The 23,680-nt window shown below is 49.1% G+C and carries 12 protein-coding genes; 10 read left to right on the top strand and 2 right to left on the bottom strand.

Annotated features, from left to right (window positions below; all coding sequences use genetic code 11):
• Positions 1–73: 73 nt before the first annotated feature.
• The 6 genes from GXP70_RS29670 to GXP70_RS00510 all read left to right on the top strand — a co-directional run bounded on the left by GXP70_RS29670 (position 74) and on the right by GXP70_RS00510 (position 9,746).
• Positions 74–628, top strand: a complete 555-nt coding sequence (locus GXP70_RS29670) for an S-layer homology domain-containing protein (RefSeq protein WP_225442816.1) — start codon at positions 74–76, stop codon at positions 626–628.
• A 790-nt stretch (positions 629–1,418) separates the two neighbouring features.
• Entirely contained in the window at positions 1,419–5,330 is a 3,912-nt protein-coding gene (locus tag GXP70_RS00530) for a helix-turn-helix transcriptional regulator (RefSeq protein WP_162354688.1), read from the top strand.
• 126 nt (positions 5,331–5,456) lie between these two features.
• Complete coding sequence (locus GXP70_RS30215) at positions 5,457–5,597, top strand: SBBP repeat-containing protein (protein ID WP_162354687.1); 141 nt, start codon at positions 5,457–5,459, stop codon at positions 5,595–5,597.
• Between the two features lie 250 nt (positions 5,598–5,847).
• Positions 5,848–6,231: a hypothetical protein gene (locus tag GXP70_RS00520; protein WP_162354686.1), complete on the top strand. Its 384-nt coding sequence runs from the start codon at positions 5,848–5,850 to the stop codon at positions 6,229–6,231.
• 194 nt (positions 6,232–6,425) lie between these two features.
• Complete coding sequence (locus tag GXP70_RS00515; protein ID WP_162354685.1) at positions 6,426–7,961, top strand: ATP-binding protein; 1,536 nt, start codon at positions 6,426–6,428, stop codon at positions 7,959–7,961.
• A gap of 567 nt (positions 7,962–8,528) precedes the next feature.
• Positions 8,529–9,746, top strand: coding sequence for an Abi family protein (locus tag GXP70_RS00510; protein WP_162354684.1), 1,218 nt, complete (start codon positions 8,529–8,531; stop codon positions 9,744–9,746).
• Between the two features lie 159 nt (positions 9,747–9,905).
• Here the strand turns inward: GXP70_RS00510 and GXP70_RS00505 are convergent, their stop codons facing one another.
• Positions 9,906–10,676, bottom strand: coding sequence for a hypothetical protein (locus GXP70_RS00505; protein WP_162354683.1), 771 nt, complete (start codon positions 10,674–10,676; stop codon positions 9,906–9,908).
• The gene (locus tag GXP70_RS00500; RefSeq protein WP_162354682.1) at positions 10,663–11,118 is read right to left on the bottom strand and encodes a TFIIB-type zinc ribbon-containing protein; all 456 of its coding nucleotides are present in this window, start codon (positions 11,116–11,118) and stop codon (positions 10,663–10,665) included. Before GXP70_RS00500 ends, GXP70_RS00505 begins: the two co-directional genes overlap by 14 nt.
• A 536-nt stretch (positions 11,119–11,654) precedes the next feature.
• Between GXP70_RS00500 and GXP70_RS00495 the strand changes: the two genes are divergently transcribed.
• The 4 genes from GXP70_RS00495 (at position 11,655) to GXP70_RS00480 (ending at position 23,602) form a co-directional block, all read left to right on the top strand.
• Positions 11,655–14,732 (top strand): AfsR/SARP family transcriptional regulator, encoded by a 3,078-nt coding sequence (locus GXP70_RS00495; RefSeq protein WP_162354681.1) that lies wholly within the window; start codon positions 11,655–11,657, stop codon positions 14,730–14,732.
• Positions 14,733–14,899: 167 nt separating this feature from the next.
• On the top strand, positions 14,900–21,631 hold the full coding sequence (locus GXP70_RS00490; protein WP_162354680.1) for an S-layer homology domain-containing protein: 6,732 nt from the start codon (positions 14,900–14,902) through the stop codon (positions 21,629–21,631).
• Between the two features lie 84 nt (positions 21,632–21,715).
• A complete protein-coding gene (locus GXP70_RS00485; RefSeq protein WP_162354679.1) occupies positions 21,716–22,957 on the top strand; it encodes a stalk domain-containing protein in 1,242 nt (413 codons plus the stop codon).
• A 177-nt stretch (positions 22,958–23,134) separates the two neighbouring features.
• On the top strand, positions 23,135–23,602 hold the full coding sequence (locus GXP70_RS00480; protein ID WP_162354678.1) for a phage tail protein: 468 nt from the start codon (positions 23,135–23,137) through the stop codon (positions 23,600–23,602).
• Positions 23,603–23,680: the final 78 nt, after the last annotated feature.

The raw sequence follows: 23,680 nt of genomic DNA, 5'->3' as shown, positions 1-23,680 counted from the left end.
GGCGACGAATTCCGCAGGCGAATCAGCCGCATCGGCCGCATCGGCGAGTGTGACGCCCGTAGCGCCGACCCGAGTGCCGATCGGTGTGCCGAGCTTCAGCGATATTCAGGGACATTGGGCAGAAGCTAGCATCAAGCAAGCGGTGAGCGACGGCATCGTCAATGGTTACCAGGACGGTACGTTTAAACCGAATCAAACCGTCACGCGTGCGGAGTTTGCGGTTATGCTGATAAATGCGTTAAAGCCGCAAGTTGAAGGAACGGCGCTGACGTTCACGGATGCAGCGGAGAACGGAGCATGGGCGCAGAAGGCAATCGCGCAAGCTGTAGAACTTGGCATCATCAAAGGGGATGTAGACGGCAGTTTCCGCCCGAACGCACCGATTACCCGTGCGGAGATGGCTGTCATGCTCGCAAGAGCGCTGAAACTGGATGTCAAATCGGTTGACGCAACGGAATTCGCAGACGACCAAGCCATTCCGGCATGGGCGAAAGGTGCAGTGGCCGAAATGGAAGCGCAGGGCATTGTGCAAGGCAAAGGGGCAAACCGGTTTGCTCCTCAAGACCAAGCGACAAGAGCAGAGGCTGTAACGGTTCTGCTGAAGCTGCTGGCACAACAGAGCCAATAGAAGAACAAGAGTATCGTGTACGCGAGATGATTAATGGTCAACCCTTTCCCGCCTTTGCCTTCAAGCAAGCACCATGAGATAGTCCTCCTCAGAACCAATCCGAGGAGAATCATCTCCTCATGACGCGACAGGTTAACGGCAGCGACGACGACCATGGATGCAGTTCATCGCGTGTGACCCTGTCGTGGGGATCTATCGCTATAGCACCTGTCGCAAAGGGGCCTTTTCCGATCAAGGGAAGGCCCCTTTTGTGCTGCTCGGGCCGAGGCTTGTGGAATCCAGGGAACTCTGAGAATATTCCAAATAAACAATTATTGTGGTTAAATTAGGATAAGGAATACTCCTATATCTAAATAGATAGGACTGCATGATCATTAGACACGATGAGCGGTTGTATTCTTACCTCGGTGGCGCACGATTAGAAATCGTGAATTTCATACAACTGGCGAATGGGCTAGCGGAGTTGGTACGACGCGAGCATCAACAGGCTCCGATCATCGGCTGTTTGAATCCCGCTAATATAATGGTGACGCAGGACGGCGGTTCGGCACGCTTGGCTGAAAGCTTAGAATGGCAACGGCCGTATCTTGCCCCCGAGCAATCCGGTAGATTAGGCCGCGTTCAGGATGGACGCAGCGATCTGTACGCATTGGGCGTTATGTATTACGAGGCGCTAACCGGCCGGTTGCCATTCTTGCCCGATAACCAAGAGGATTGGGAATCCGCGCATATTAGGAAGGTTCCGCATTCGCTGTCCGAGCTCCGGCCGGATGCGACGGGACCGATAGAGATGGTTATTGCGAAGCTGCTCGCCAAATCGCCCGAGGATCGCTATCAGAGCGCTTACGGGCTGCTTGACGATCTGCAACAGTGTCGGAAGCTGCTGACTGCAGACGGCAAGTTGTCACCATTCGAGCTTGGCCGATTGGACGCACGGCGTACGTTACGCTTCTCGGAAGCGCGGTACGGCCGAGAGGATGCCATAAGACAACTGGAATCCGGGCTGGAGATGGCCATAGGCGGAGGTCAATCGCTGCGCTGGGTCGTCGGCGAGGCGGGGAGCGGCATAACGACGCTTGTTCAGGACTTGCGGCATATCGCAATACGGCGTGGGGCACGCTTCGTGGAAGGTGTATCTTCGGCATCGCGGCAGTCCGATACCTACGAACCGTTGATTCAAGCCTTGCGTCAATGGATTCAGCAATTGTGGAGCGAACCTGCCGAAGTCTTAGAGAAGGTGAAGGAAAGACTGCGGACCGAATTCGGCCGGGAACAGCGGACGATCGCAGCGCTATTGCCCGAAGCCCAGCCGCTGTTCCGGACACTGGGGACAATATCCGTCGTCGAAGATGAGGGGGAAAATAATAGACGCTTTGGTTTCATACTCCCTAGACTTCTTCGTTGCTTGACGGAATGTCTCCCTGCGCTTGTGCTGTTCATCGATCGCTTGGAGCATGCCGATGCAGGCACGCTTGAAGTATTGCGCGAGTTAGCGCAGGGGAAGGCCGTATCGGGGCTCCTGGTTATAGGCGCTTGCGGTATCGCACTCGCGCGCCGGGAGGCTAACGCGACGGCGGCTTCTTGGCTTACGGATCGGATGAACGACTATCCGGAGGAGCGGGTAGCGCTGCTGCCGCTTGGCTACGAGGAAGTCTGGCGTTACATTGCGGATACGCTGCACGATCGCTCCCTCCGCACCCGCCTGTTGGCCAGGGCAGCGTACAATCGTACGGGAGGTTCCCCGAGAGAACTGCGCCGTCTGATGGAAGACTGGCTTATGGAGAAGAAGCTGGCTTTCGATGATTGGAATCGGCAATGGACGTGGGATGAGGACGCCGTGCGGAGCGCGCCTAATGCACAGGCCGATCTTCAGCGGATGAACGAGCATTACGCCAAGCTTCCGGAGGATTCGAAGGCACTGTTAGCGATGGGGGCAGCGATTGGCTCCTCCTTCGGGTTGTTGCTTCTAGCGGGAGCATCCGGGTGTCTACCCGAGGAGGCAATGGTCAAGCTTCGCGTCGCGGAGACGGAAGGAATCGTCGGATGCGAAGATCAGAAGATGCCGCCGGGCAACGGTCGGGATCGTTCGTATGTATTCTTGCATGACCATCTGCGGCGGTTGGCCTATGCCTGCGATGCAGAGCGCAACGCGCAGCGGCATTGGCGTATCGGTCAGTTATTGAGAAGCGATCTGCAGGAGGGAGAAGGCGCGTCGCTGCTGGCGGCGATCGACCATCTGAATCTGGGCGTCGCGGCGATGCCGGAGCGGGAAGCCAAGCAATTGGCAGAGGATAATCTGCAAGCCGGATTGATGGTTCTGGAGCATGCCGATTATGCATTGACGATACGCTATGCCGAAACCGGACTTCGACTGTTGGGAGAACCGAAGGAAATCGAGTCGGGATCGGCGTATTACCGTTTGAAGGTCATGCAATCCTGGGCTTTGTATATGCGCGGCGAGAGGGTACAAGCGCGGGATTTGTTGCTGGACTTGAAGAGTCGCGGCGAGAGGTTAAGCCGGGCCGAACGTGCTCGGATTTGGACGGTGCTCATTCAACTCCATGTGTTCGAGAACGACGGGTCTGTCATTCGGTATGTCGGCGACGCGCTAAGGGAATACGGATGGAAGATTAACGCGCATCCTTCCGTTCCGTTGACCATCAAGGAATTGCTGCAGACCCGGTTTGTATTATCCCGCAAGCTTCGTCAGCTTCCGTCTCGCCATGCTCATCCGGATTCGGATTTCGAAGCGCTGTGCGGCCTCATGTTGGAGCTTGCTTTTCCCATGATCGTATACAGTCCGGCAGCCTCCATGGTGTTGTACGCCCGATTCATTCGTTATGGAATCGGCGAGGGAATGAACGAGGCGCTGGTCTGCCTCATCGGGATGTATGAGGTTCTCCTGCAAAGGGCGCTTCCGGGCTTCATGCGAGGCTCCTTGTTCAACGAGTTGGTGAATCTGCCGGAGCTGAATTTATCGACTTCGCGCTACGGATATCGGTTGGCGTACATTAAAGGAATGTCCGTCCAAATGGAGAATCCCGCAGAAGGCTGGTCCTATCTGGAGCAAGCGCTGCGCCGGGGATTGGAATCCGGGGATAACGGCTTCGTCAACATGTCCGTCGTGACTTGCTTCATTACGCACACCGGCGACGTGTACAAGCTCGAAGCGTTACTGGATTACTTCGCCAAGCGCGTGCGGCCTAAAGCAAATGAGAAGACGACGGAGATTGCCCTCATTGCCAGCGGCTATGCGGCCGCCCTTCGAGACGAAACGAAGATGGAGCGGTTCATCGCGATTCCGAATTCGGGCATCACGCCAAGCGAATGGCAGTCCGACGACAACTTCAGTTATTGCTGTAAGCTGGAAGCGGCCGCCGTGTCCGGTCGTTACCGGGAGGCACTCTATTGGGCTAAGCGAGCCCGGGGCAATGAGATGGGGGCAGACTGGGTAAGAATTCGCAAGCATCGCGTGCACGAGACGTTGGCATTAGCTGCTTCCTATCCTTACGCAGACTCGCGCGAACGCAAGCGCATTAGGCAAGCGCTGCGCAAGCAATTACGCAAGATGACGAGATGGGAAGGATACCTCGGCGTGAACTCCTCCGCGCATAAGCTGTTACAGGCGGAGTGGGAGAGGATCGCAGGCAAGCCTAGCGATGTGCTGAACGAATACTGGTCGGCGGCCAAGCAGGCGAGAGCGGAGAAGAACGGGCTCTTGGAAGGCATCGCTTGCGAACGGCTGGCCATCTACTATGAAGAGGAGCTGCTTAGCCGATCGGGAGCCATGGTTGCGATGCTGGATGCTTGTGCGGCCTATTCCCAGTGGGGCATTACGCACAAAGTAACGCAGATTCGGCGGGAACGTCCCGATCTGACGTCTAGCGCTTCCAAGACCTATGATGCGTTGGGATGGGGAGTAGATGACCGTGCAAGCCTAGGCTTGCCGCAGCCGGACGATTGGGTAGCGCAAGAAATTGCGGCGAGCGGGGATGTAGGGCTGCGGGTCGTTATAGGCAACGACGCAAGCGAGGGCGAATGGCCGGCTCAACTTCTGGAGGCGGCGCTGCGCCAGACGGGGGCTGATCGGGGGCTGGTCGTAAGCTTCGGCAATGATGGCTTCGCAATCGAGGCGCGACTGGACGCGATGACGACGTTAGGAGCGTCCGCGTTGTATGCGGAGAGCGTACTGCGACACACGATGGGGACGAAGGAACCGGTCGTGCTTGCCGATGCGTACTTGAGCTATTTTGCGAAAGATGCCTATTTCACGGAGAAGGGTCCTCGATCGGTGCTTAGCATGCCGCTTACTGTCCCGGGGGAGAAGGCAGCCTTCGCTCTCTATCTAGAAAATCGGCATGTGTCGAACGTATTCGCCAGCCGAGACGTAAGCGTGCTGGAGTGGTTGGCGACCCGAGAGATCTATCGCAGCCTGGTGGCGAATAAGCATGCGGCCACAAGCGAGGCGTACGTTGCTCAAGAGGCAAGATCAGAGTCGGATGCTATCATAGAGCCGCTAACGGCACGGGAATCGGCAATCTTGTCCGCCATCGCGGCGGGCCTATCCAACCGGGAGATCGCGGAGCAATTCGACATTGCCGAGACGACGGTGAAGACGCATACGACCCGGATATTCGGCAAGCTGGGCGTGAAGCGGCGCGGGCAAGCAGTCGCCCGTGCCAAAGTGTTAGACTTGCTGTAATCATTCATTTTTTCTCAGACATACGATGTTCGTAGGACTACAATCTCCTATATTTCACTCTATGCTACTGGAATAGAGTCGAGATGTAGGAGATTTTAGTATGGCCTGTAGACCGATCAAGGGAGTTTGGGCGATAACGGAGATGCGAAGTTAGCTCAATTGAGCTATCCTTATGGAGTAGCTGCGGACAGCAGTGGGAATCTGTATATCGCAGATCTTACTAACTCTCAGATTCGAAGAGTTGAAGCAGAACCAAACGTGAAATGAGCGGGCTGGACGCTGCTCAACTACTGAAGCTGTTGGCGCAAGAAGAAGATACGCCTACAATCGTTATTTCTGCGGCCAATGGGAATGCGGACGAAGTGAATGTAACGCTCACCGGAGATGTTGTACAAGCATTAGGGAACAAACAGGCTATACTGGAAGTGCAGACGCCAAACGGGACCTACAGGCTTCCGCCATCCGAACTTGCGATTGAACGCGTATCGCTCCTCCCGTCAACTTCGCGGTGACCGCCATGTACAATGGCCTGACCATGGCAATCGATTCATTCGCTTCCTACGTGGAGCGTGAGATTCCAGTGCCGGACGGTGTAACGCCGAGTCAGGTGACGACTGCGATTATCGTCCGTGCGCTTATTTTGGCGTATAACGAAGTTCTTTACCCTTACCACAAATGGTTTATGAAAGTGCTGGAGGGCGTTGCGAGCAAACCCAATAATCTTTTTCAACTGATGAATAACGTATTGCAGCATAAATCGAAGGAAAGCCTCGAAACCTTGTATGAATGTGTGACGCAATTCTATGAGTGGCCTCGGTCAGAGAAGGGCTGGCATATTCGATTTATGCTGGATAGCGAGTTGAACTGGATGACGGGACATGTGCCAGTTGCTGATCTATAGCACTTGATTATAGATAAAATACAGAATGCTCTGTAAAGGACGCCTAATTGAGGCGTCCTTCCTTGTCGCCCTATAGATGATACGGTGAACCGTACCATAAGTGACGGCGAAATTTGTCGAATAATGTTTATGTTGCATAATTACAGGCAATAACTGTAATCTTATAGAAACATCCAAATTTTCGAGGTGTTATTATGAGCGAGCTATTTATTCCAATTGCTTACGAAGATATCATTAGTAATTTTCCAAGTAGTGAACTTGATCTCAAATTAATGGAATTTGTAGAGCCTAACGCAGATATGGAAATAGAGATAAATACCCTCTGCTTAGAAACAAGACATTCAGGTAAAATTGTATTTATTTTAGGTAGACCAGGAACGGGAAAGTCAACATTCATTCATTCTCTTAAGTGGAGACCTAATATTTCATTAAGAACTCTTGTATCAGTGGACGCTGCTGAAATAATAAAAGAGAATAACCTTTCTGAATTACTGGATGAAATAAAGAATATCTCATTGGAAGCGATTGAAAAGAAAGATAAGGGGCCAACAGCGTTAATAATCGATTATCTAGAAGATTTACAGGGCTTTGAAGAGGGAAATATTAAAAGCTTTTTCCGAAACCTGAACGGTGTGCTGAGAAAAAGCCCGTTATTAATAATTTGGCCTGTAACTGAAAAACGTGAAGTAGATGCAATGTTAAGTTATGCCGAAAGTGTTTCGGGTACTTTATTTTTAAAGGGAAAAGAAGTCCTAGCTTTTACAGGGCCTCATACCGACAAATTTGTCGACATTGCTAAGAGAACGTTGTCAGTTCTGAATGCAGGCAAGGAACTGGATGATTTTAATCTTATACATGAGGATCTCGTTGATACTCTTATTGCAGTTTTAAAACTGCCCAAAATTGATATTAATTTGAGAGAGTACTACAAATTACTAAAAACACATTGGCAACAGAAGTCTGGGTACTTACGTGATATTAACTCAAAAATACCGAAACCTACTGAAGTTTGGTTTTTATTTGCATACAAAAATGCAGAAGACATTGTTGCCCAATTCTCTAGAAAGACAACAAGAATTGAAGATGCATGGAGTGTTATTACAGACCGTTTCTCGGAGTATATTGACAATAATAGTCAGAGAAAAGAGGCATGGAACGCTCGGCGTTTACAGCTAGCATTTTATGGTGCACTGAAGACCAGAGTAATGTATATGCCTACAAATACCTTAGTATCTATTCTAGCTTCATATTCTGAACATGCAGAACTAAATAAATTACTTGATTCAATGAATATTCCCGAAAATTGGGGGAATAAGTCAAAAGCAATATCTTCTTTAAAGAGATCCCCTATGTACCGCCAGCTTGTAGGTGAAGTTTATCCTTCTGGTAAGCGGAAGGGGGGGCCAACAGGTGTTGCACTAGAAAAAGCTGAGCCGATATTCGGTAAAGTTGTGAACTGGATTAGCACTGCTGGAAGTGATAAGGCATTAAACAAAGGTATAAGCATTGCATTGGGGGATGCAGGGATTGGAAATTCCTCATCCGAAAAACCACATCCATGGATTCCAGGTATAATACCTGATATATTTATTGATCTCCCTGATAAACAAATTTGTATTGAGTTTCACTATACAAATAAAAGTGAACCGTATGTACTGGCAGATTACGTCTTAAAGAAACTTGATGTATACGTTGCACAATTGACAAGCTTAATAAGTTTGAAACTTTAAAATAAGGGGTGAATCGGGATGTTTAAATTCTGGTTCACCCTATCTAATTGTCTTTACAGATATAATACTTGTATCTTCCACTGCTATATGGAAACGAAGTATGAGCTAACAAAGGGGCAAAGAACGGTAAATTGGTGTTCGGGGACCGCGGTGGTTTTTACCGAGGCGCAGGCTGCCTTTTGTTTCGATCAGGATCTAATAGCGAGACGGGACACTCGATTTTGGCAAGGTGTTGCTAGACAAAGGTCTGCTAAGCACATTGCTGAAGGTCGACATCGTCGGGATATCAGCATTGTTCCCGAAGGGAATGACGTTGTGGATACAATCCGAGGTATGGGAGGCATCGAGCTCGAAGGGCAGTTGGTGAAATCATCGGAATAGTAGAATTGCAGAGGAGAACTCACAAGAAGGCACCCAATCGAGTGCGCCTTTATTTTCGCTCTTCTGATGTTACGGTGAACCGTACCATAAGTGAGGCGCATTTATTTTAGCCGAGAATGTAAATGAACATAATTGTCTAACATCAGAATGTCAAAACGAGTAGAATACTAGACGGGGGGTGTTTTTTTGCCAGGAGATAAATCATTTAATACGATTTTTGATCAGATTCGGTTATTAAAAAATCGGGGATTACAGATTAATAATATAAGTTCTGCTAAAGAGCATTTACAAGAAAAGAACTATTTCGACCTTATAAATGGCCATGAGACATTATTACTTGATGCTCCCAGACAACCAATTAAAAAATATACTAAAAAATCATTTGATAATTTTTTAAGACTACATGACTTTGATAGACAATTCTCAAGTCTAATTCTAAAGAAGATATCAGAATTTGAAATAAAGTTAAAAACTACAATCGCCTATCACTTTTGTAAGAACCACTGTTCAACATTAGGGGATAACAACAACTATATAGACATAAATTATTATAGCGTTCCAGGACTAACTGATGGTCCAAAACAATATGTCAGTTTTTTTTACAATTCCAATGATCAAGAAAGAACTCATAAATTATTTAGAAGTAATTACAAGTATAAAGGAAAATTTAGAGGTACTTTTAATGGGATTGTTACGTATCAACCTTCAAAGACTATTCTAGAAGGTATTTTTACTGGGCGTTTTGGATCATTCTCAATAAGAGAAATAAAATCAGGCCGCTGTATGTTCAAAAATTCAAACCAAACTGCACTTTTAGCTGCACTACATACAGCCAATATGATTTCGGGGTCAACAGTATCCCTCAACATTAATATACAAAGAGATGAAACAATACAAGGTTTAAACTACATCGATGATTGTAAATTAAAATACTCATATATAAATGAGTATAATAATCCTCCATTTTGGGTCGTTATTAAAACATTAATGTTAAACGACTTGATAATATTAATGTATGGATTTAAAAAGCGTACTCTTGATGCGATTTTAAGAGATTTTAATATGAAGCCCTATGAGAAGGAGAAATTCTTAAACTCTCTAGAGATAATAAGAGAGTTGCGAAATTCTTGCGCACACTTTGAACTGATAAATAGATTTAGAACGTCACAGAACTTGAAAATAAATAATCATCTAATTTCTGATTTACACTTGTCACCTATGAGGTCACAATATGTGATTAAATTATTCGACGTATTAAAGGTGTTAAGAGCTTTCATTGATCTATCGGAATTAAAAGTGTTTATACATAATTTTTGGAACAACGAATTTAAATATGGTAATGGCCAAATTACTGTAGCTTTATTTGATAGGATGGGAAATTCTAATGTAAATGATTGGGTTTGACATTTGCACGAATATAAACTAATATTAACTCATATAATAACGAGTAGCCAAGACGGCGTGTCAAGCTTGCGTAGCTTGCTAAAAGTCCCTAGCCACCTTATCCCAAAGATAAGGTGGCTTTGTATTTAGAATCTAACTCCAGCTAATTTCAAATCTTTGTTATAATGCTTTGCTGATAAATTCAATTAATGCAACTACCGCTGCGCCGAATTGCGCAGTTCCGTTAATAACCCGCAGCCCCTTTAAAGCTGTATTAATAAATCCTTTTCTTGGAGAGGAGCTTTTTGTTTCTTCTCTGATTACTTCAATGTTATCAGTTATCAGTTCTTTTTCTTGAGGAGAAAGATCGTCAGTGATTGATTCCAACACTTTTGAAATCAGGCTTTCCAATTGTATGGCATCAATGCCATTGTTTTGAGTTGCATTTAGAGTACTGTTGTCATTGGCCACATTAACTTGTGCAACACCGCCATTAAGATTAATCACAAATTTCACATCCTCGTCATATCCCATTCTTATTCCTATTTCTGTAAGATAACCTTCAATATAATTTACAAAGGGCAAAATGATACGATTACAAAATTCTTTAACTGAATCTTTTGCATCACTTGCGTAGTTGGAAGCTATATCGTAATAAAAATTATGGAAGTTTCCGGCAGCGTGTTTAAGATACTGATACGTGTAAGAGATTTCTTCTTGTTTGGTGTCACCCATAGAATAAAAAGCAGTTCCCCGTTCAATAGGCTCAAAATCTTCAATTCTCACATGTTCTTGGACATATTCTGAGATTATTTCATTCTCGTCAATGAACCCAAGAAACTTCTTCAATAGGGGCATGCCTGTTTGTTGGTTACATGTAATCAGGCGGTTAGCTATTGTTCGAAACTCCATAGACATGATTTTTAGTTGTTTTTTATCAATATTCTTCATACCTCACTCCACAAAAGGGGCAGTAGCTGCCGCATAGTATGTAAATCGGTTTAATCTTGGCTTCGCGCTTACAGCATGGGTATTTAATAACTTCAAGTGCCTCTATACCATAATTAATTGGATATTCTTCTTCATGCGTTGGTTTTTTGCCTGCCTTGAAGGAAACAAAAGAGCCTTTAAACTTTCTTTCCAGTTGTTTCAATTCATTGTGTATTAAATCGTAAGCATAATTTCGGGTTTTCTTAAAAGCTAACTCTAATACATCATCAGTAAAATAATTTTCAGCCTTTAAACCGCAACTAGGACACCATATTTCTATAACATCATCCGCTTGATAATCACGTGGACGAACTTTAAAAAATTCTCCACATAGTGGACATTGCAATAATACAAAGCCCTGATCGTCAGCAGGTATTGAAACTTCTCCTATTATTATGCTCATCTATTTCCTCCTTCCGATTTTTGAGTAAACAAAAATAGAGGTATCTGTTTAATCCTCTGTATATCCGTAATTTTTACAACCCCATTATACCAACAATATCCAAATATATATAGATCGCACCTTATGAGGAGGGAGCCAGTCCAATGGGCGGAAAAGACTGGCCAAAGTGTTGATCTTCTACAGCGAACTGGTAGAAGTGTTTGTCATTCAGTTTGCTCACTACAAATTAGAAATCCGCTGGCAAGCTAGGCTGTTTTGCGATATATATTCCTCGAGAGTAGGTTGGGTGCAGATGGGGTGACATCTCCAGTTTGAGTGAATGCTCTGCGCCGATGCGTCAGATTCGGCAAGTGTTAGAGAGGAGCTTGAACGATTCGCCGTTTGAGTGTTACGCTGAACCGTATCATCTATAGGACCAAATGATAACGGCGACACTATTGAGACAAATGCTCCCAACAATATGTAGGAAATTTCGTACTGGTGTCGAATGTATACCTAATTACATAATTTCCGTCTTTATTTCGGAGGGTACGCCGATGATTGCAGCAACAAAGATGCACATCCCTCATGAACGGCATACTTTGGTTACCCGTTCGGGTCTGCTTCATCTACTAGATGAGGGAATGGGTGCGAAGCTGACGCTCTTATTCGCTCCGTCCGGCTATGGGAAAACGACGGCGTTAAGCGAATGGGCCAAACAAAGCGGCAAGCGGGTTGCATGGGTATCACTGGCTAAGCAAGACGATCACTGGATCACATTCTGGAATACGGTCATCGCTTCGATCCAGCATCGTGTCGACGGCTTTGGCCGGACTGTTTGGCCGCTGCTGGCTCAGGGGCCCTCTGCGTCTTCCGCGTCGATGGAGCCGGCAATGACTGCGTTGCTGAACGAGTTGAATCAACTGCCAGATGAATTGGTCATCATGTTTGACGATTATCATCTGGTGGCGATGCCGGCCATCCAGAAGTCGATGAGTTATTTGCTCGAGCTTCTCCCCAATCATATTCATCTCTATATCGCAAGCCGCAGCGGCCTTCTCTTCCCGACGACAAGATTGCTGGCGAAAGGTGATATGCGGCGAATTACGATCGAACAACTGCGGTTCCAACCGGAGGAAGTATCCGATTTCTTCCGAGAGACGACAACATTGAACCTGTCTGCAGAGCAACTCCATATCCTGCACAACCAAACAGAGGGGTGGATTAGCGGCTTGCGGCTTGCGGCGATCTCCCTGGAACGGAGCCGCAATTTAGCCGAATCGATCCGTCAATTCAGCGGTCATCAGCAGCACATAGCCGATTACTTATTCGAAGAAGTTATTCGCGATCTGCCGGAGGCGATGCGCGATTTTTTGCTGCAAACTTCGGTGTTAAGTCAGATGAATTACGCCTTGTGCGAGGCGGTGATTGGTCAGGCGGGAGGCCAGCAACAGCTGGAACAACTGGAACGGCTTCAGCTATTCATTATTCCGTTGGACAATCAACGCGGCTGGTATCGCTATCATCATCTGCTGTCTGATTTTCTACAGTCGATGCTCACCCGAACAAATCCTGAGCTGTGGGTTCAGGCCAACGTGCGTGCCGCGCAATGGCTCGAAAATAATGGCTTTGTTGAAGAAGCGGCAGAGCATTATTTGGCGGTACGACATTATGAAGGTGCCGTTCGCCTGATCGAGGGTCATCTAAATGAGCTGCTGATTAGTGGCAAAAACGTCGTGGTTGCTCGTTGGGTGATGCAAGTGCCTGAGCAATATGTATCGAACCGGCCGTCCGTTGAGCTTTTTTGTCTGTATGTCATGGTTGGTATCCGGCAGTTTAGCAGTATTCCGGATCGAGCGGAACGGCTTCGAATCCGTTTCGAAGCGATGAAGAATCTTATGGACGCTGACGTATGGCGCGCGACAATGGGAGAAATCTATTACATTTGTGCTTCTGCTGCCTACGTTGCCAAAGACCTTGCCAGCACAGTCGAATATTTTATTCTCGGTGATGAGTTTGCACCGGAGCAGAGCTTGTTTATTCAAGGCGGCAACAATAGGCATTATTCCGTCGAAGAATTCGATGACCATCTGAGCTACATTAACGACTATCATGGCGCGGCGCAACTTTTCACCAGGATGATAGATCATTGGCGGGAACAGGTAAACCATCCGTATGCTTCGCCAATGTATGCTTCATACGCCAAGCTATTGTACGAGTGGAATCAGTTAGAGGCGGCAGAAGGTTGGATCAACCGCATACAACGTGCTAAAGGATTCGCACCAGTTCCTCGCAATCTATATCAATTGGATGTTGCGGCTTCGAGAATTCAACAAGCGAGAGGACATTCATTCGAAGCTGCGATGCTGCTAGAACAACTTAAGCTGAAGATCGACTCACCCGATTATGAAATCTTCCTGCGCAAAATCGAAGCGGAACAGGCGAGCCTGGCGGTGCGCCAAGGCGACTTGGCGTCTGCTCAGCGGTGGTTGAAGCAATGCGGGATGTCGTACTCGGACGAAACAACGCTGGACCAAGTGCCCGAACAGTTGGCTCTCGTTCGCGTGCTTGCCGCCTGCGGACAATTCGAACCGGCGCTATCTCTCGCAGAGCGGCTGTATCATCTATTGACGAAGGAAGACCGTCTGCGGGACCGCATTCATATTCTGATTTTGCAAAGCATGGCGCTATATCATGACGGTCGGATTAAGCCGGCGCTGGCGAAGCTGGATATCGCTCTGCGTATCGCGAGGCCGCAAGGGTTCATCCGCAGCTTCGTGGACGAAGGCTCGGCGATGGCGGAGTTGTTGTCTATTTATGTGCAGTCCTATGGAGACAAAGGTACGGGATCAAAGGAAGTTTCCAATTATGCGAGTCTCTTACTGCATGCGCTCAGCGATCACCGTGCTTTACCACGAATGAAGATTCGATGTTTTGGAAGGTTGCGAATAGAGACGGAGAACGGCACTGCAATGAAGTGGCGGACATCCAAAACCGAAGAGTTGATGGCCTTTCTCCTGCACCATCGCGGTGAGGCGGTGAGCAGGGATCGGATTCTCGATTCTTTGTGGGGAGAGGTACAAGTTGACCGGGCAGGGGCCCAGTTTAATACGACGGCTCACTATTTACGCAAGGCTTTAAGCCAAATCGGCCTTGATGGCATCGTTCAGTATGTGGAAGACGGTTACCGAATCGATATGGGCCAGTTGGAATGCGATTTCGATGAGTGGGATCGTCTGCTGGCTGCTCAGACGCAGATCGATGACATGAAGCTGCGGGACTTTGCCAGTGAGCTTGTTCAATTATATGGAGAGGGCTATATGGCAGGCACTTCGTACGAATGGGCAGAGCCGATGAGAATGCGCTTGGAAAGCGAGTACGTCGCGATCTTGATTCGTCTCCATGAACGTGAGAAGGAGAAGGGTCAATATGATGCCGCTGGGGAATTGCTGAGGCAGGCGCTTGCGCGCGATCCGTTGAATGATTATATTCATGAGCTGCTCATTCGCGTGCTGTTGTTGGCGGGTGACCGCTTCTCGGCGATCAAGCAATATGAATCACTCCGGAAGATGTTGCTGACCGAGTTCGGGATGGAGCCGAAGGAAGCGGTCAGGAGGTTGCTAGATATGAACTAAAGCATTTTCTTCTAGGAGGGGAGCCTCCCTCCGTCATCTAGGATGACGGGGGGAGGCTTCTTTGCTAGGAGCGAATTGTTTAGAGGTTGTTTAGATCGGTCGTGCTATGGTGTAGAAAAACATCGAATCTTGCTGGATTTTAACATGATATCGGAAGGATGTTGAACTTGAACAAGGGACTTAAGCGAACGATTAGCTTCATCCTTTTAGTTTCCATGTTGGTATCGTTAATGCCAATGGGGGCGCTTGCCGCTCCAACAAGTGGGGTTGCGCCTACAGTCTCCTCTACTAAGCCAATAACATGGCATGATGCATCACAGAATGCAGGGACAGCGCAAAATACATTTCAAGATGTTAAATCAACAGATTGGTTCTATGATGATGTCATGTATGTGCAGCAGCATGGTATATTCACGGGTATGGGACAAGGTACCTTCTCGCCCAAAGGTACAATGACTCGCGCCATGTATGTAACGGTGCTTGGACGAATCGCAGGCATCGATGTAAGTAAATACACCGCTTCTGTATTTACAGATGTGCCGCTGACCGCTTGGTATGCACCTTATGTGCAATGGGCGGTTGAGAAAGGCATTACAAGCGGCACGGATAGCTACGCCTTTGCACCGAACGCGACGCTATCAAGAGAACAAATGGCGACGCTGACTTTGCGGTATTTTGAAAGCGAGAACATCGCTTATCAAACGGACGCCAGCGTAATGACGGAACCAAATGACATCGCCGACATTTCTCCTTGGGCGGTCGATGCGGTCCTCAAGCTGTGGCAGGCAGGCTTGCTTACCGGAGATGCAAAAGGCAACTTCAATCCACACGCCAATGCAACTCGTGCTGAAGCGGCTGCTTTTTGCATGCGCAGCAACGAAGTTGTAAAGGTTTGGGCGAGCCAGAATCAAGTAGGTCCAACGCCAACGCCAACCCCAACACCAGAGAACGAGAATGCTAGCAGCGGTGGCGGCGGCAGTAACTCAGGAAGCTCCAACGCGGCTACTTATACCATTACGTTTGAAACCAATGGCGGCTCGGCTATTGCTAGCCTTAAGCTTCACAAAGGTGATGCGCTGAGCAATCTGCCGGCTCCAATAAAGCAAGGATTTATATTTCAAGGTTGGTATAAGGACAGTGCATGGACACGAGTACTCGTCGAGGGTGAGCCAGTCACCGGGAATATGACGCTGTATGCCAACTATATGGCAAGCGTCGATAGGGCCGTGGAGAGTATTCCAAGTGTAACGGTGCTGGATCAGGCGCCAACCTTCACCATCGACGTGACCGATGCGACAGGCAGCATGACGGCTGCTCAAGTGCAAGCGGGTATGACGTTCGATTCCTCGGCGAATCCCGCGTTTGCGGGTATTGTCGTCACCGGCGCGAAAGGTCAATTCAAAGTAACATCCGCGGCCCAAGGCGGCAAATTCGAGGAAGGGAACACGTACCAACTCACGCTGACGGACACCAATCTGTCTTTCCAAGGTCAAGACGCAACAACAACCATCTATGTGTTTAGCATCGCTAAACAAGCAATCATGCATGTACCGCTGAATCCGGACATGATCTATCTATCATTCGCGGACGTATCGAATATGATACTAGATGGCAAGGATGTGGACTCCCCCGCGATTCCGGTGATCACGACAGGGGTAGGCGATAGCGAAACAGATCTAAATGCGGCGAATTCGAGTGGCGGTACTTTCGATTATACCGGGAGTACGGTGATTCAAGCTGGTGATATCGTCGCGATCTATGAAGGGGTTCGTCCTGATCTGCGTACCGCGGAGACAAGCGATACCGATAACGGCGAGGTCGCTTATGTACGGATCACAGCGATCAATGGCAACACCTACATCTATATCCATGCGGATTCCAAGAACGTGATGACCAAACCGGATATTCTACCCGTGAGTGAGGCAGCGGACACAGATGGAGACGCAACGAACCATTCCATCACGGTAGAGCATGCCACGATGAACTATAGCGACAGTCAGTATGCGCCATTGGGTCTGAATGAACTCACTGTTGTCAATGCGGGCGACTTTATCGCCTTCTACAACGGTGAGTTCGATAGCCAAGCCACTTCGGCAGGTTATGGTCTCATCACGTCGATTACACATGACGCAGAGATGGATATCATTACGTATACCGATGCCACACTGGATCAAGTCACGAGCGCTCTGGATGTCTATCAGCAACAAGCGCTTGATGGCGATCAGTTATTGTCCGATGCGGATGTCGCAACGTTGGAAGGGCAAATCAAGCAGCACGCGGTAGCTAGCGGATTCGTCGTTCAAGCTGCTGATTATCTGTCTGACTTGGCGTTGCACACCGACAGTTTCAAGCAGCAGTACGATGCGCTTGCGCCAATGGCTGCAGAAAGCGCTGGTTCCAAAGTAGACGTGGAAAATCTGACCGTCGTACCTTCTATAAGCCGTACGCTGACGAACCTCTCCGGATCTGGCGTAAGTGTCTCTCTTCAAGTGGGCGCCGATATCGTCATTCATATGAACGACGAGAGTGACATCGTCATCCACCTGACCGCGACTTTCGTCGAAGAAATGCGCTTGGATCTCAGTATCAATGGGGATACCCAATGGCATTGGTATTGGTTTATCCCGATCCTCGATGATTATATCATCACGGCTAACTTGGATGCCTATACGTTTACTGGGATCAACATCACGGCTGAGATCGCCACCGTCGCGCCTGATCAGTTGGAGGATGCGTTAACGGACTGGCTGGAAGCCAAGAAAGCCGGGAGAATAGGGGAAGTACAGGACATCGCGACAGAGCTCCAAGCGTTGATTGAGGGTGTGCAAGATACCGGAGTAGACGCGACGACATTGAAGGCTAGGTACCAAAGCATACTAGAGGACGAGACGGAATGGGTCCCATTAATTAACAAAGAACTCGTTGATAAAAGGGTAAGAGTGGTCATCGGAATCGTTGAGGTCAAATTTTCAGTAGACTTCGTTGTCAGTGCCAATGTGAATCTGACGGTGGGTGTTGATTTCAGTTATAGGAGTGCCAAGCGGTACTCGGCCACAGTGCGCATTTTCAGTTTCACAGGCAGCAGCAGCACCGTAAGCTTGTCCGGCGACGGGGATTACCAGTTTAAGTTTTATGTCCTAGGTACGCTCGGATTGCGAGCGGGTGTTAAGGTGGAATTGCAGGCAGGTGTTGGAAGTGTCGATTGGGATAGCATTGGCATCTCCGTTGAGCCCGGCGTTTACTTGAATTTGTGGGGCTTCTTCTATTACGAATTGAAGAGTTCGGGCGGCAAGAAGACCACCGCGTCTCTCGGCGCCCTGTATCTGGAACTTGGCATTTACTTGGAGTCCGAAGTCGGGGCACAGTTGGGCGATGGTTTGCTCTCGGCCAATGTGCCGCTGTACGACAACACCTGGCCGCTTCTCTCGGTGGGGTCGGAAGAAAGTATCGATGACTTCGCCTACTCACAGGATGATGCGTTGGCTATCAAGCTTTCGGGAGATACGACCAAGAGTATCACATTACCATCCGGTATTTTCACGATGAGTGTGATGAGCATGACAACCGGGGACACATACTCGAAGGCTTTCGACAAATCGAATTTCACTATCACGGTAGATAATACGAACTTCACGTATGATTCTAAGACGAACACGCTCAAGCCGACTGATCCAAACCAGAGTGCCGCTAGCGGAACCATGACGGTTAGATGGAATAACGCGCCTCTAGCTTTCACTTCATCCCCTATTCAGCGCACATATGATTTGACGTGGACGAAATATTCAGGCAACAAGGCGCTGGTATTTAATGCACAAACCGGAGGGCTGTTAACCTACATTTTTGCGGCGTATAAAGACAACATTACAGCTCCGTCCGATCCTAAATTGCCGGGATATTCTTTTGAGGGCTGGTATACCGCACCTGAGGGCGGCACGAAGTATACCGTTCCTGCTACCATGCCGGGGGAGACCGTCTGGCTCTACGCGCATTGGGCAGTGAGAACAGATATGCCGTACACGGTGGAGCATTATCTAGTCGATCCGAACAGCGGGTCTGCATCGCTCGCTGCGACTGAGAACTTTACGGGCACAGCCTTTACGGAGATTACGCTTAAGAATACCGACCGATTCAAGGCCCAAGGGTATGTATATTCCTACTTTACGGGAGGAGCTGGCGTAGGTTCAAATTACAAAGCGTACATTAATGGGTACGGTACGACAGCGGTTAAGGTTTATTACGTGCGTGATACGCGAGTGATGACTTTTAATGCCGGCTATGCTGGCGGCCAAACCGTTACGAATTCATTGCAAATAGGGAAGGCCTTCACATGGAGGCCTGCGATATCCAGACCGGGTTATACGCTGGTTGGATGGTTCAAGTCCGACGGCATAACATCCATTCCGGGTACGGTGCCGGAGCAAGATACCGCATACACCGCGAAGTGGCAGGCTAGAAACGATACCTCTTACAAAGTCGTCTATTTGCAACAGAACATGGTTGTGAACAATCAGCTTAAGCCGGTGCTAAGCGATACCTACACCGTAGTCGACCAGCAGGATTATATCGGCACAACGGATACCGCAACGATTACGGCAGAGATTAAGAGCTATGAAGGCTTCACCTTTAACAGCAGCAATCCGGCCACGCTTGTGTCAAGTACCATATCAGGTGATGGATCGACTGTTCTAAGGCTGTACTACACACGCAACATGTATAAAGTCACCTATGACCTGGGCGGCAGGGCTTTCGTTGGGGATACGGACGACCCCTATGTATTCACTTATCCGTATGGTGCTACTGTAGGCAGCGTAGCCACCATCAATAAGGCAACGGCCCAAGGATCGGGGGAGATACTCACCGGATGGACACCTTCCCTCCCAACTACGGTGCAGGCGCATGATATGACTTTCATCGCACAGTGGAACTCGAAGACGGCATCGTATACGGTGACCCATTATAGGCCGGATACAACGGGGCAATACACCATAACCGAGAAGGAGACGTTAAGCGGTCCAGTAGGTGCAACGGTCACTGCAACACCGAAGAGTTATGAAGGCTTCACGGTTGACTCCGCCGTGACAGCTGCAGTTGCATCGGGTACCGTCATCGATTCGACGAGCAGCCCGCTCCAATTGAAGCTGTATTACAAACGCAACAGCTACAAGGTGACGCTCGATCCCAATGGAGGGGTCGTCAATGGAAGGACAGGCAATTACACCTTAAGTACGCTATATGGGAATTCCCTTTCCTTTATAAATCTGTTGTCCACTACAAGGGCAGGCTATGCATTCGCGGGCTGGTCCCCTGCTATACCGACGACAATGCCCCTTGGAGATGTCACTTATGTCGCACAGTGGACGCCTGATTACACGATATCTAAGGTTAGTATCGACAATACAACCCCCGCAGTAGGGGACACCCTGAATGCCAATGTAACGATGGGTGATGGTAATGCCGCCGGCAGCCGCGTGACGTATCAATGGAAAATCGAAACGGCAGCAGGAAGCGGAACGTATTCGAATGCCACAGGTACGGGCAATACAACCGCGAGTTACACGGTCGCAACAGCGGACAGGGGCAAGAAACTGCAAGTGGCGGTGACAGGAGTAAGCCCGATTGTCGGCACGCAAACCGCAACGACCGGCGCAGTGTCCGTTCCGATCACTTCTGTCACGATCGGCAATATGTCCCCAGCCTTTGGCGATATCCTTACCGCCAGCGTGACCATGGGTGATGGCAGTGCGGCGGGTAGTCAAGTGACGTATCAATGGCAAGTCGAAACGACAGCAGGCAGCGAAACGTACACGAACGCTACCGGTTCGGGAAGTACAACGGCGAGTTACACGGTTGCGGCAGCAGATGAAGGCAAGCAGCTGCGAGTTGTGGCGTCGTATATGGGTCGAGCGGTTGGAGCCGTAACGAGCGAACCTACAAGTGCGGTAGGCGTGTATATCAAGAGTGTCGCCGTCAACGACTCATCACCTCGAGTCGGCGATACCCTTACAGCCGCTGTAACGATGGATGATGGCAATCCTGCAGGCAACCGCGTGACCTATGAATGGATGGTACAAGATATAGTCGGAGGCGACCGGTACGTGTCTGCGACCGGTGCAGGAAGTACAACGGCGAGTTACACGGTTGCGGCGGGGGACTTAGGGAAGAAGCTGCAGGTTTGGGTGTACGGTGCTAATGAAGGGCTCGGAATGGTGATGAGCACAGCAACGAACTCTGTGCAGGAGGCCGGGTCAACTTCCGAGTCGCTTCCTGAATGGATCTCCAGCTCCGGAGCATTAGATTTGGATTCAGCGATTGTCACGGTCGTATCTTCAACAGAAGTATCCGTAAGCGGTGCTACGCTGACGGATGATTGGACCCTCCCGGAAGGCGTAACGCTAAGCATAAGTGATACGATGCTGAGCGGCCACACATTGACCCTTGCGGAAGGCGCGACGCTGAATGTGAGCAACTCTACGCTCGATGGCAATATTGAGGTTTCGGCAGGCGCGACGCTGAATGCGAGTAATACGACGTTGGGCGAAGGCTATTACTGGAACGTCTTGGATGATGCTACATTGAATGCGAGCGGTACAGTTACGCTGGCTATGGCCGCAACGCTTATCGTTGACGGCACATTCAATATTCTAAGCTCGGCGACTGTAGTCAATGACGGCACAATCACAGGCTATGACGGCACCGGCGTCATCACGAACAATGGCACGATCACGAACAATAGTTCCATCACGAACTCCGGCATGATCACGAACGGCAGCTCCATCACGAACTTCGGAACAATCACGAACTTCGGAACAATCACGAACAACGGTACAATTGCCAATACGGCCGACGCGATATTCAATGACTCCGGTACGTTCACCGGCGACGCTCCGATCACAATTTAACTAGATCGCTTGGATGACAGGATGAAGGGGCTTATCCGATAACGGAGAAGCCCCTTTCCCTATAACCAACGCTGGAGGTCTATCATGAAGCAGATTGGCACCATAAGCTTGGTCCTTACGTTGCTGTTTGGGGGTCTAGCCACATCATTGATAGCGGCTACGTTGCCAGCATCGGCAATACAACGCGTCTTGTCCAACGATAGCGGCACGAACTTCGCGACGCGGATTTTGGATGATCTCAACGCGGTTCGGACCGCTATGGGGTTGCCCACGGTCAAGCTCAACCCGTACCTCACCGAAGCAGCCCAGAACCACGCTGTTTACATGATCGCCAATGTCTACTACAACCACGATGAGAACCCGCTCGGTCAAGGATTCACAGGTGTGACTCACGCCGATCGAATCCACGCCGTCGGGGGCGATACATCGATCCCCACTTGGGAGATTATGACCGTGGACGAGAGCGATCCGCACGCCATTATTGAGGAGTTTCTGAACACGGCGTACCACCGCGAGCCATTGATTGCACCGGAAGCCACGGAGATTGGTGTCGGTATATATGGCAGTGCCGTTGTCATCGAGATCGCTTGCGCAGCCAATACTATGGGATACGCCACGTACCCTTACGATGGTCAGACCAACGTTGTCACGAGTTTCTACGGGCATGAAATCCCCAACCCCATCGAGCCATTCGGCGCAGCTCGGTCAGGGCAGATTATTACGATCAAGACCCCTTATCTGCTGGAAGGCATAGATGTAACCCTTACCAACAGCGCAGGCGAACCAATACCGTTCTTTAAGCCTTTTACTGCATCGAACTACTGGCATATCATTCCGAAGTCTCCTTTGGCGTACAACGAGACCTACACCGTCTCGGTAACGTTCACGCCTTGGGCGGGTTCCGACGCGAGTAAGACCTTCAACAAGACATGGTCCTTCACCACGGAGAGCGACGCCGCTTCATACAGCCAGAACAACATCGGTATCCAGCTCAACGGCACCTATATAACGGTAAATCCGAAGCCTCGAATAATGAATGGCAGCACATTCATCCCGCTTCGCGGGGTATTCGAGAAGCTAGGTGCAACCTTATCCTATAACGCGAAGGACAAGTCCATCGACATCATCAAGGACAGTACCACAATCCACCTACAGATCGGCAACAAGACCGCCACAGTCGACGACAAGCCGATCACCCTAACCACAGTCCCATTCACCGACATGAACGGAACTACATTCGTGCCTCTCCGCTTCGCAAGTGAGGCACTAGACGCTGCGGTAACGTGGGACGCCGCAAACTGGACTGCCGTAATTCATTCAAAGTAGCAGATTCGCACTTATGAGGGGCAATAGATGTTACGGAGAACCGTACCATAAGTGAGGCCTTAAGAAGTAGCGTTGTGGAATAGAATAATCGGCGCTAACTAAATAGTATCATATTTTGACACATTTTATAGATAGGATAGCTCTATCAAGTAAACAAACAAGCAGGGGGAATGCGGAATGTCCAATTTCGTTGATTTCAAAAATGTGTCTACGGCCGGTCTTGAATCTTCGCCGGTAGCAGAAGCACTGGCTGGTATGCGTGCGAATGAAGCCCGTTATTTCATGAACAAATACCAGTACGAATTTACGACCGTAACAGCCGCCGAAAGCCAGGAGACGCTTGATTATGTGAAACGAGTTTTGAAAGAAGAACGTGGTCTTGAGTTTGCTGCCCAACCGCTGGAAACATCGCGTTTTCAAGTGGGGAATATCAAGTGGGCCTTTGTGTTTTATGAGGACGGATTGGCGATCAACGTACTGTATACGGTGGATGATCCTAAGAAGCGGGCCGTAGGGTTTAAGCTATCCGAGGGAATGGAAATCCCCAAGGAACTGGAAGAGAAGAAGTTCAAATTCGCAAGACAGAAATCCAAACTGGCAGGAACCATTCGGGGTACGTTTTTCGTCATTAAAGGGGAATATTGAAGTCACCGGGCTAACTGGCTAACATAAAGAAACACGTATGGGCCGGATGCAATTGCTGCGTGAGTGAGGGGCTATCTC

It is taken from the genome of Paenibacillus lycopersici (assembly GCF_010119935.1).
GTDB lineage: Bacteria > Bacillota > Bacilli > Paenibacillales > Paenibacillaceae > Paenibacillus_Z > Paenibacillus_Z lycopersici.
This window is presented reverse-complemented; position numbering and strand designations above follow the sequence as displayed.

Bases quoted from the DNA above. Each gene is read 5' to 3' on its own strand.
- GXP70_RS00530 (WP_162354688.1), top strand. From the start codon at position 1,419: ATGGTTATTGCGAAGCTGCTCGCCAAATCGCCCGAGGATCGCTATCAG.
- GXP70_RS00520 (WP_162354686.1), top strand. From the start codon at position 5,848: ATGTACAATGGCCTGACCATGGCAATCGATTCATTCGCTTCCTACGTG.
- GXP70_RS00515 (WP_162354685.1), top strand. From the start codon at position 6,426: ATGAGCGAGCTATTTATTCCAATTGCTTACGAAGATATCATTAGTAAT.
- GXP70_RS00505 (WP_162354683.1), bottom strand. From the start codon at position 10,676: ATGAAGAATATTGATAAAAAACAACTAAAAATCATGTCTATGGAGTTT.
- GXP70_RS00500 (WP_162354682.1), bottom strand. From the start codon at position 11,118: ATGAGCATAATAATAGGAGAAGTTTCAATACCTGCTGACGATCAGGGC.
- GXP70_RS00495 (WP_162354681.1), top strand. From the start codon at position 11,655: ATGATTGCAGCAACAAAGATGCACATCCCTCATGAACGGCATACTTTG.
- GXP70_RS00485 (WP_162354679.1), top strand. From the start codon at position 21,716: ATGAAGCAGATTGGCACCATAAGCTTGGTCCTTACGTTGCTGTTTGGG.
- GXP70_RS00480 (WP_162354678.1), top strand. From the start codon at position 23,135: ATGTCCAATTTCGTTGATTTCAAAAATGTGTCTACGGCCGGTCTTGAA.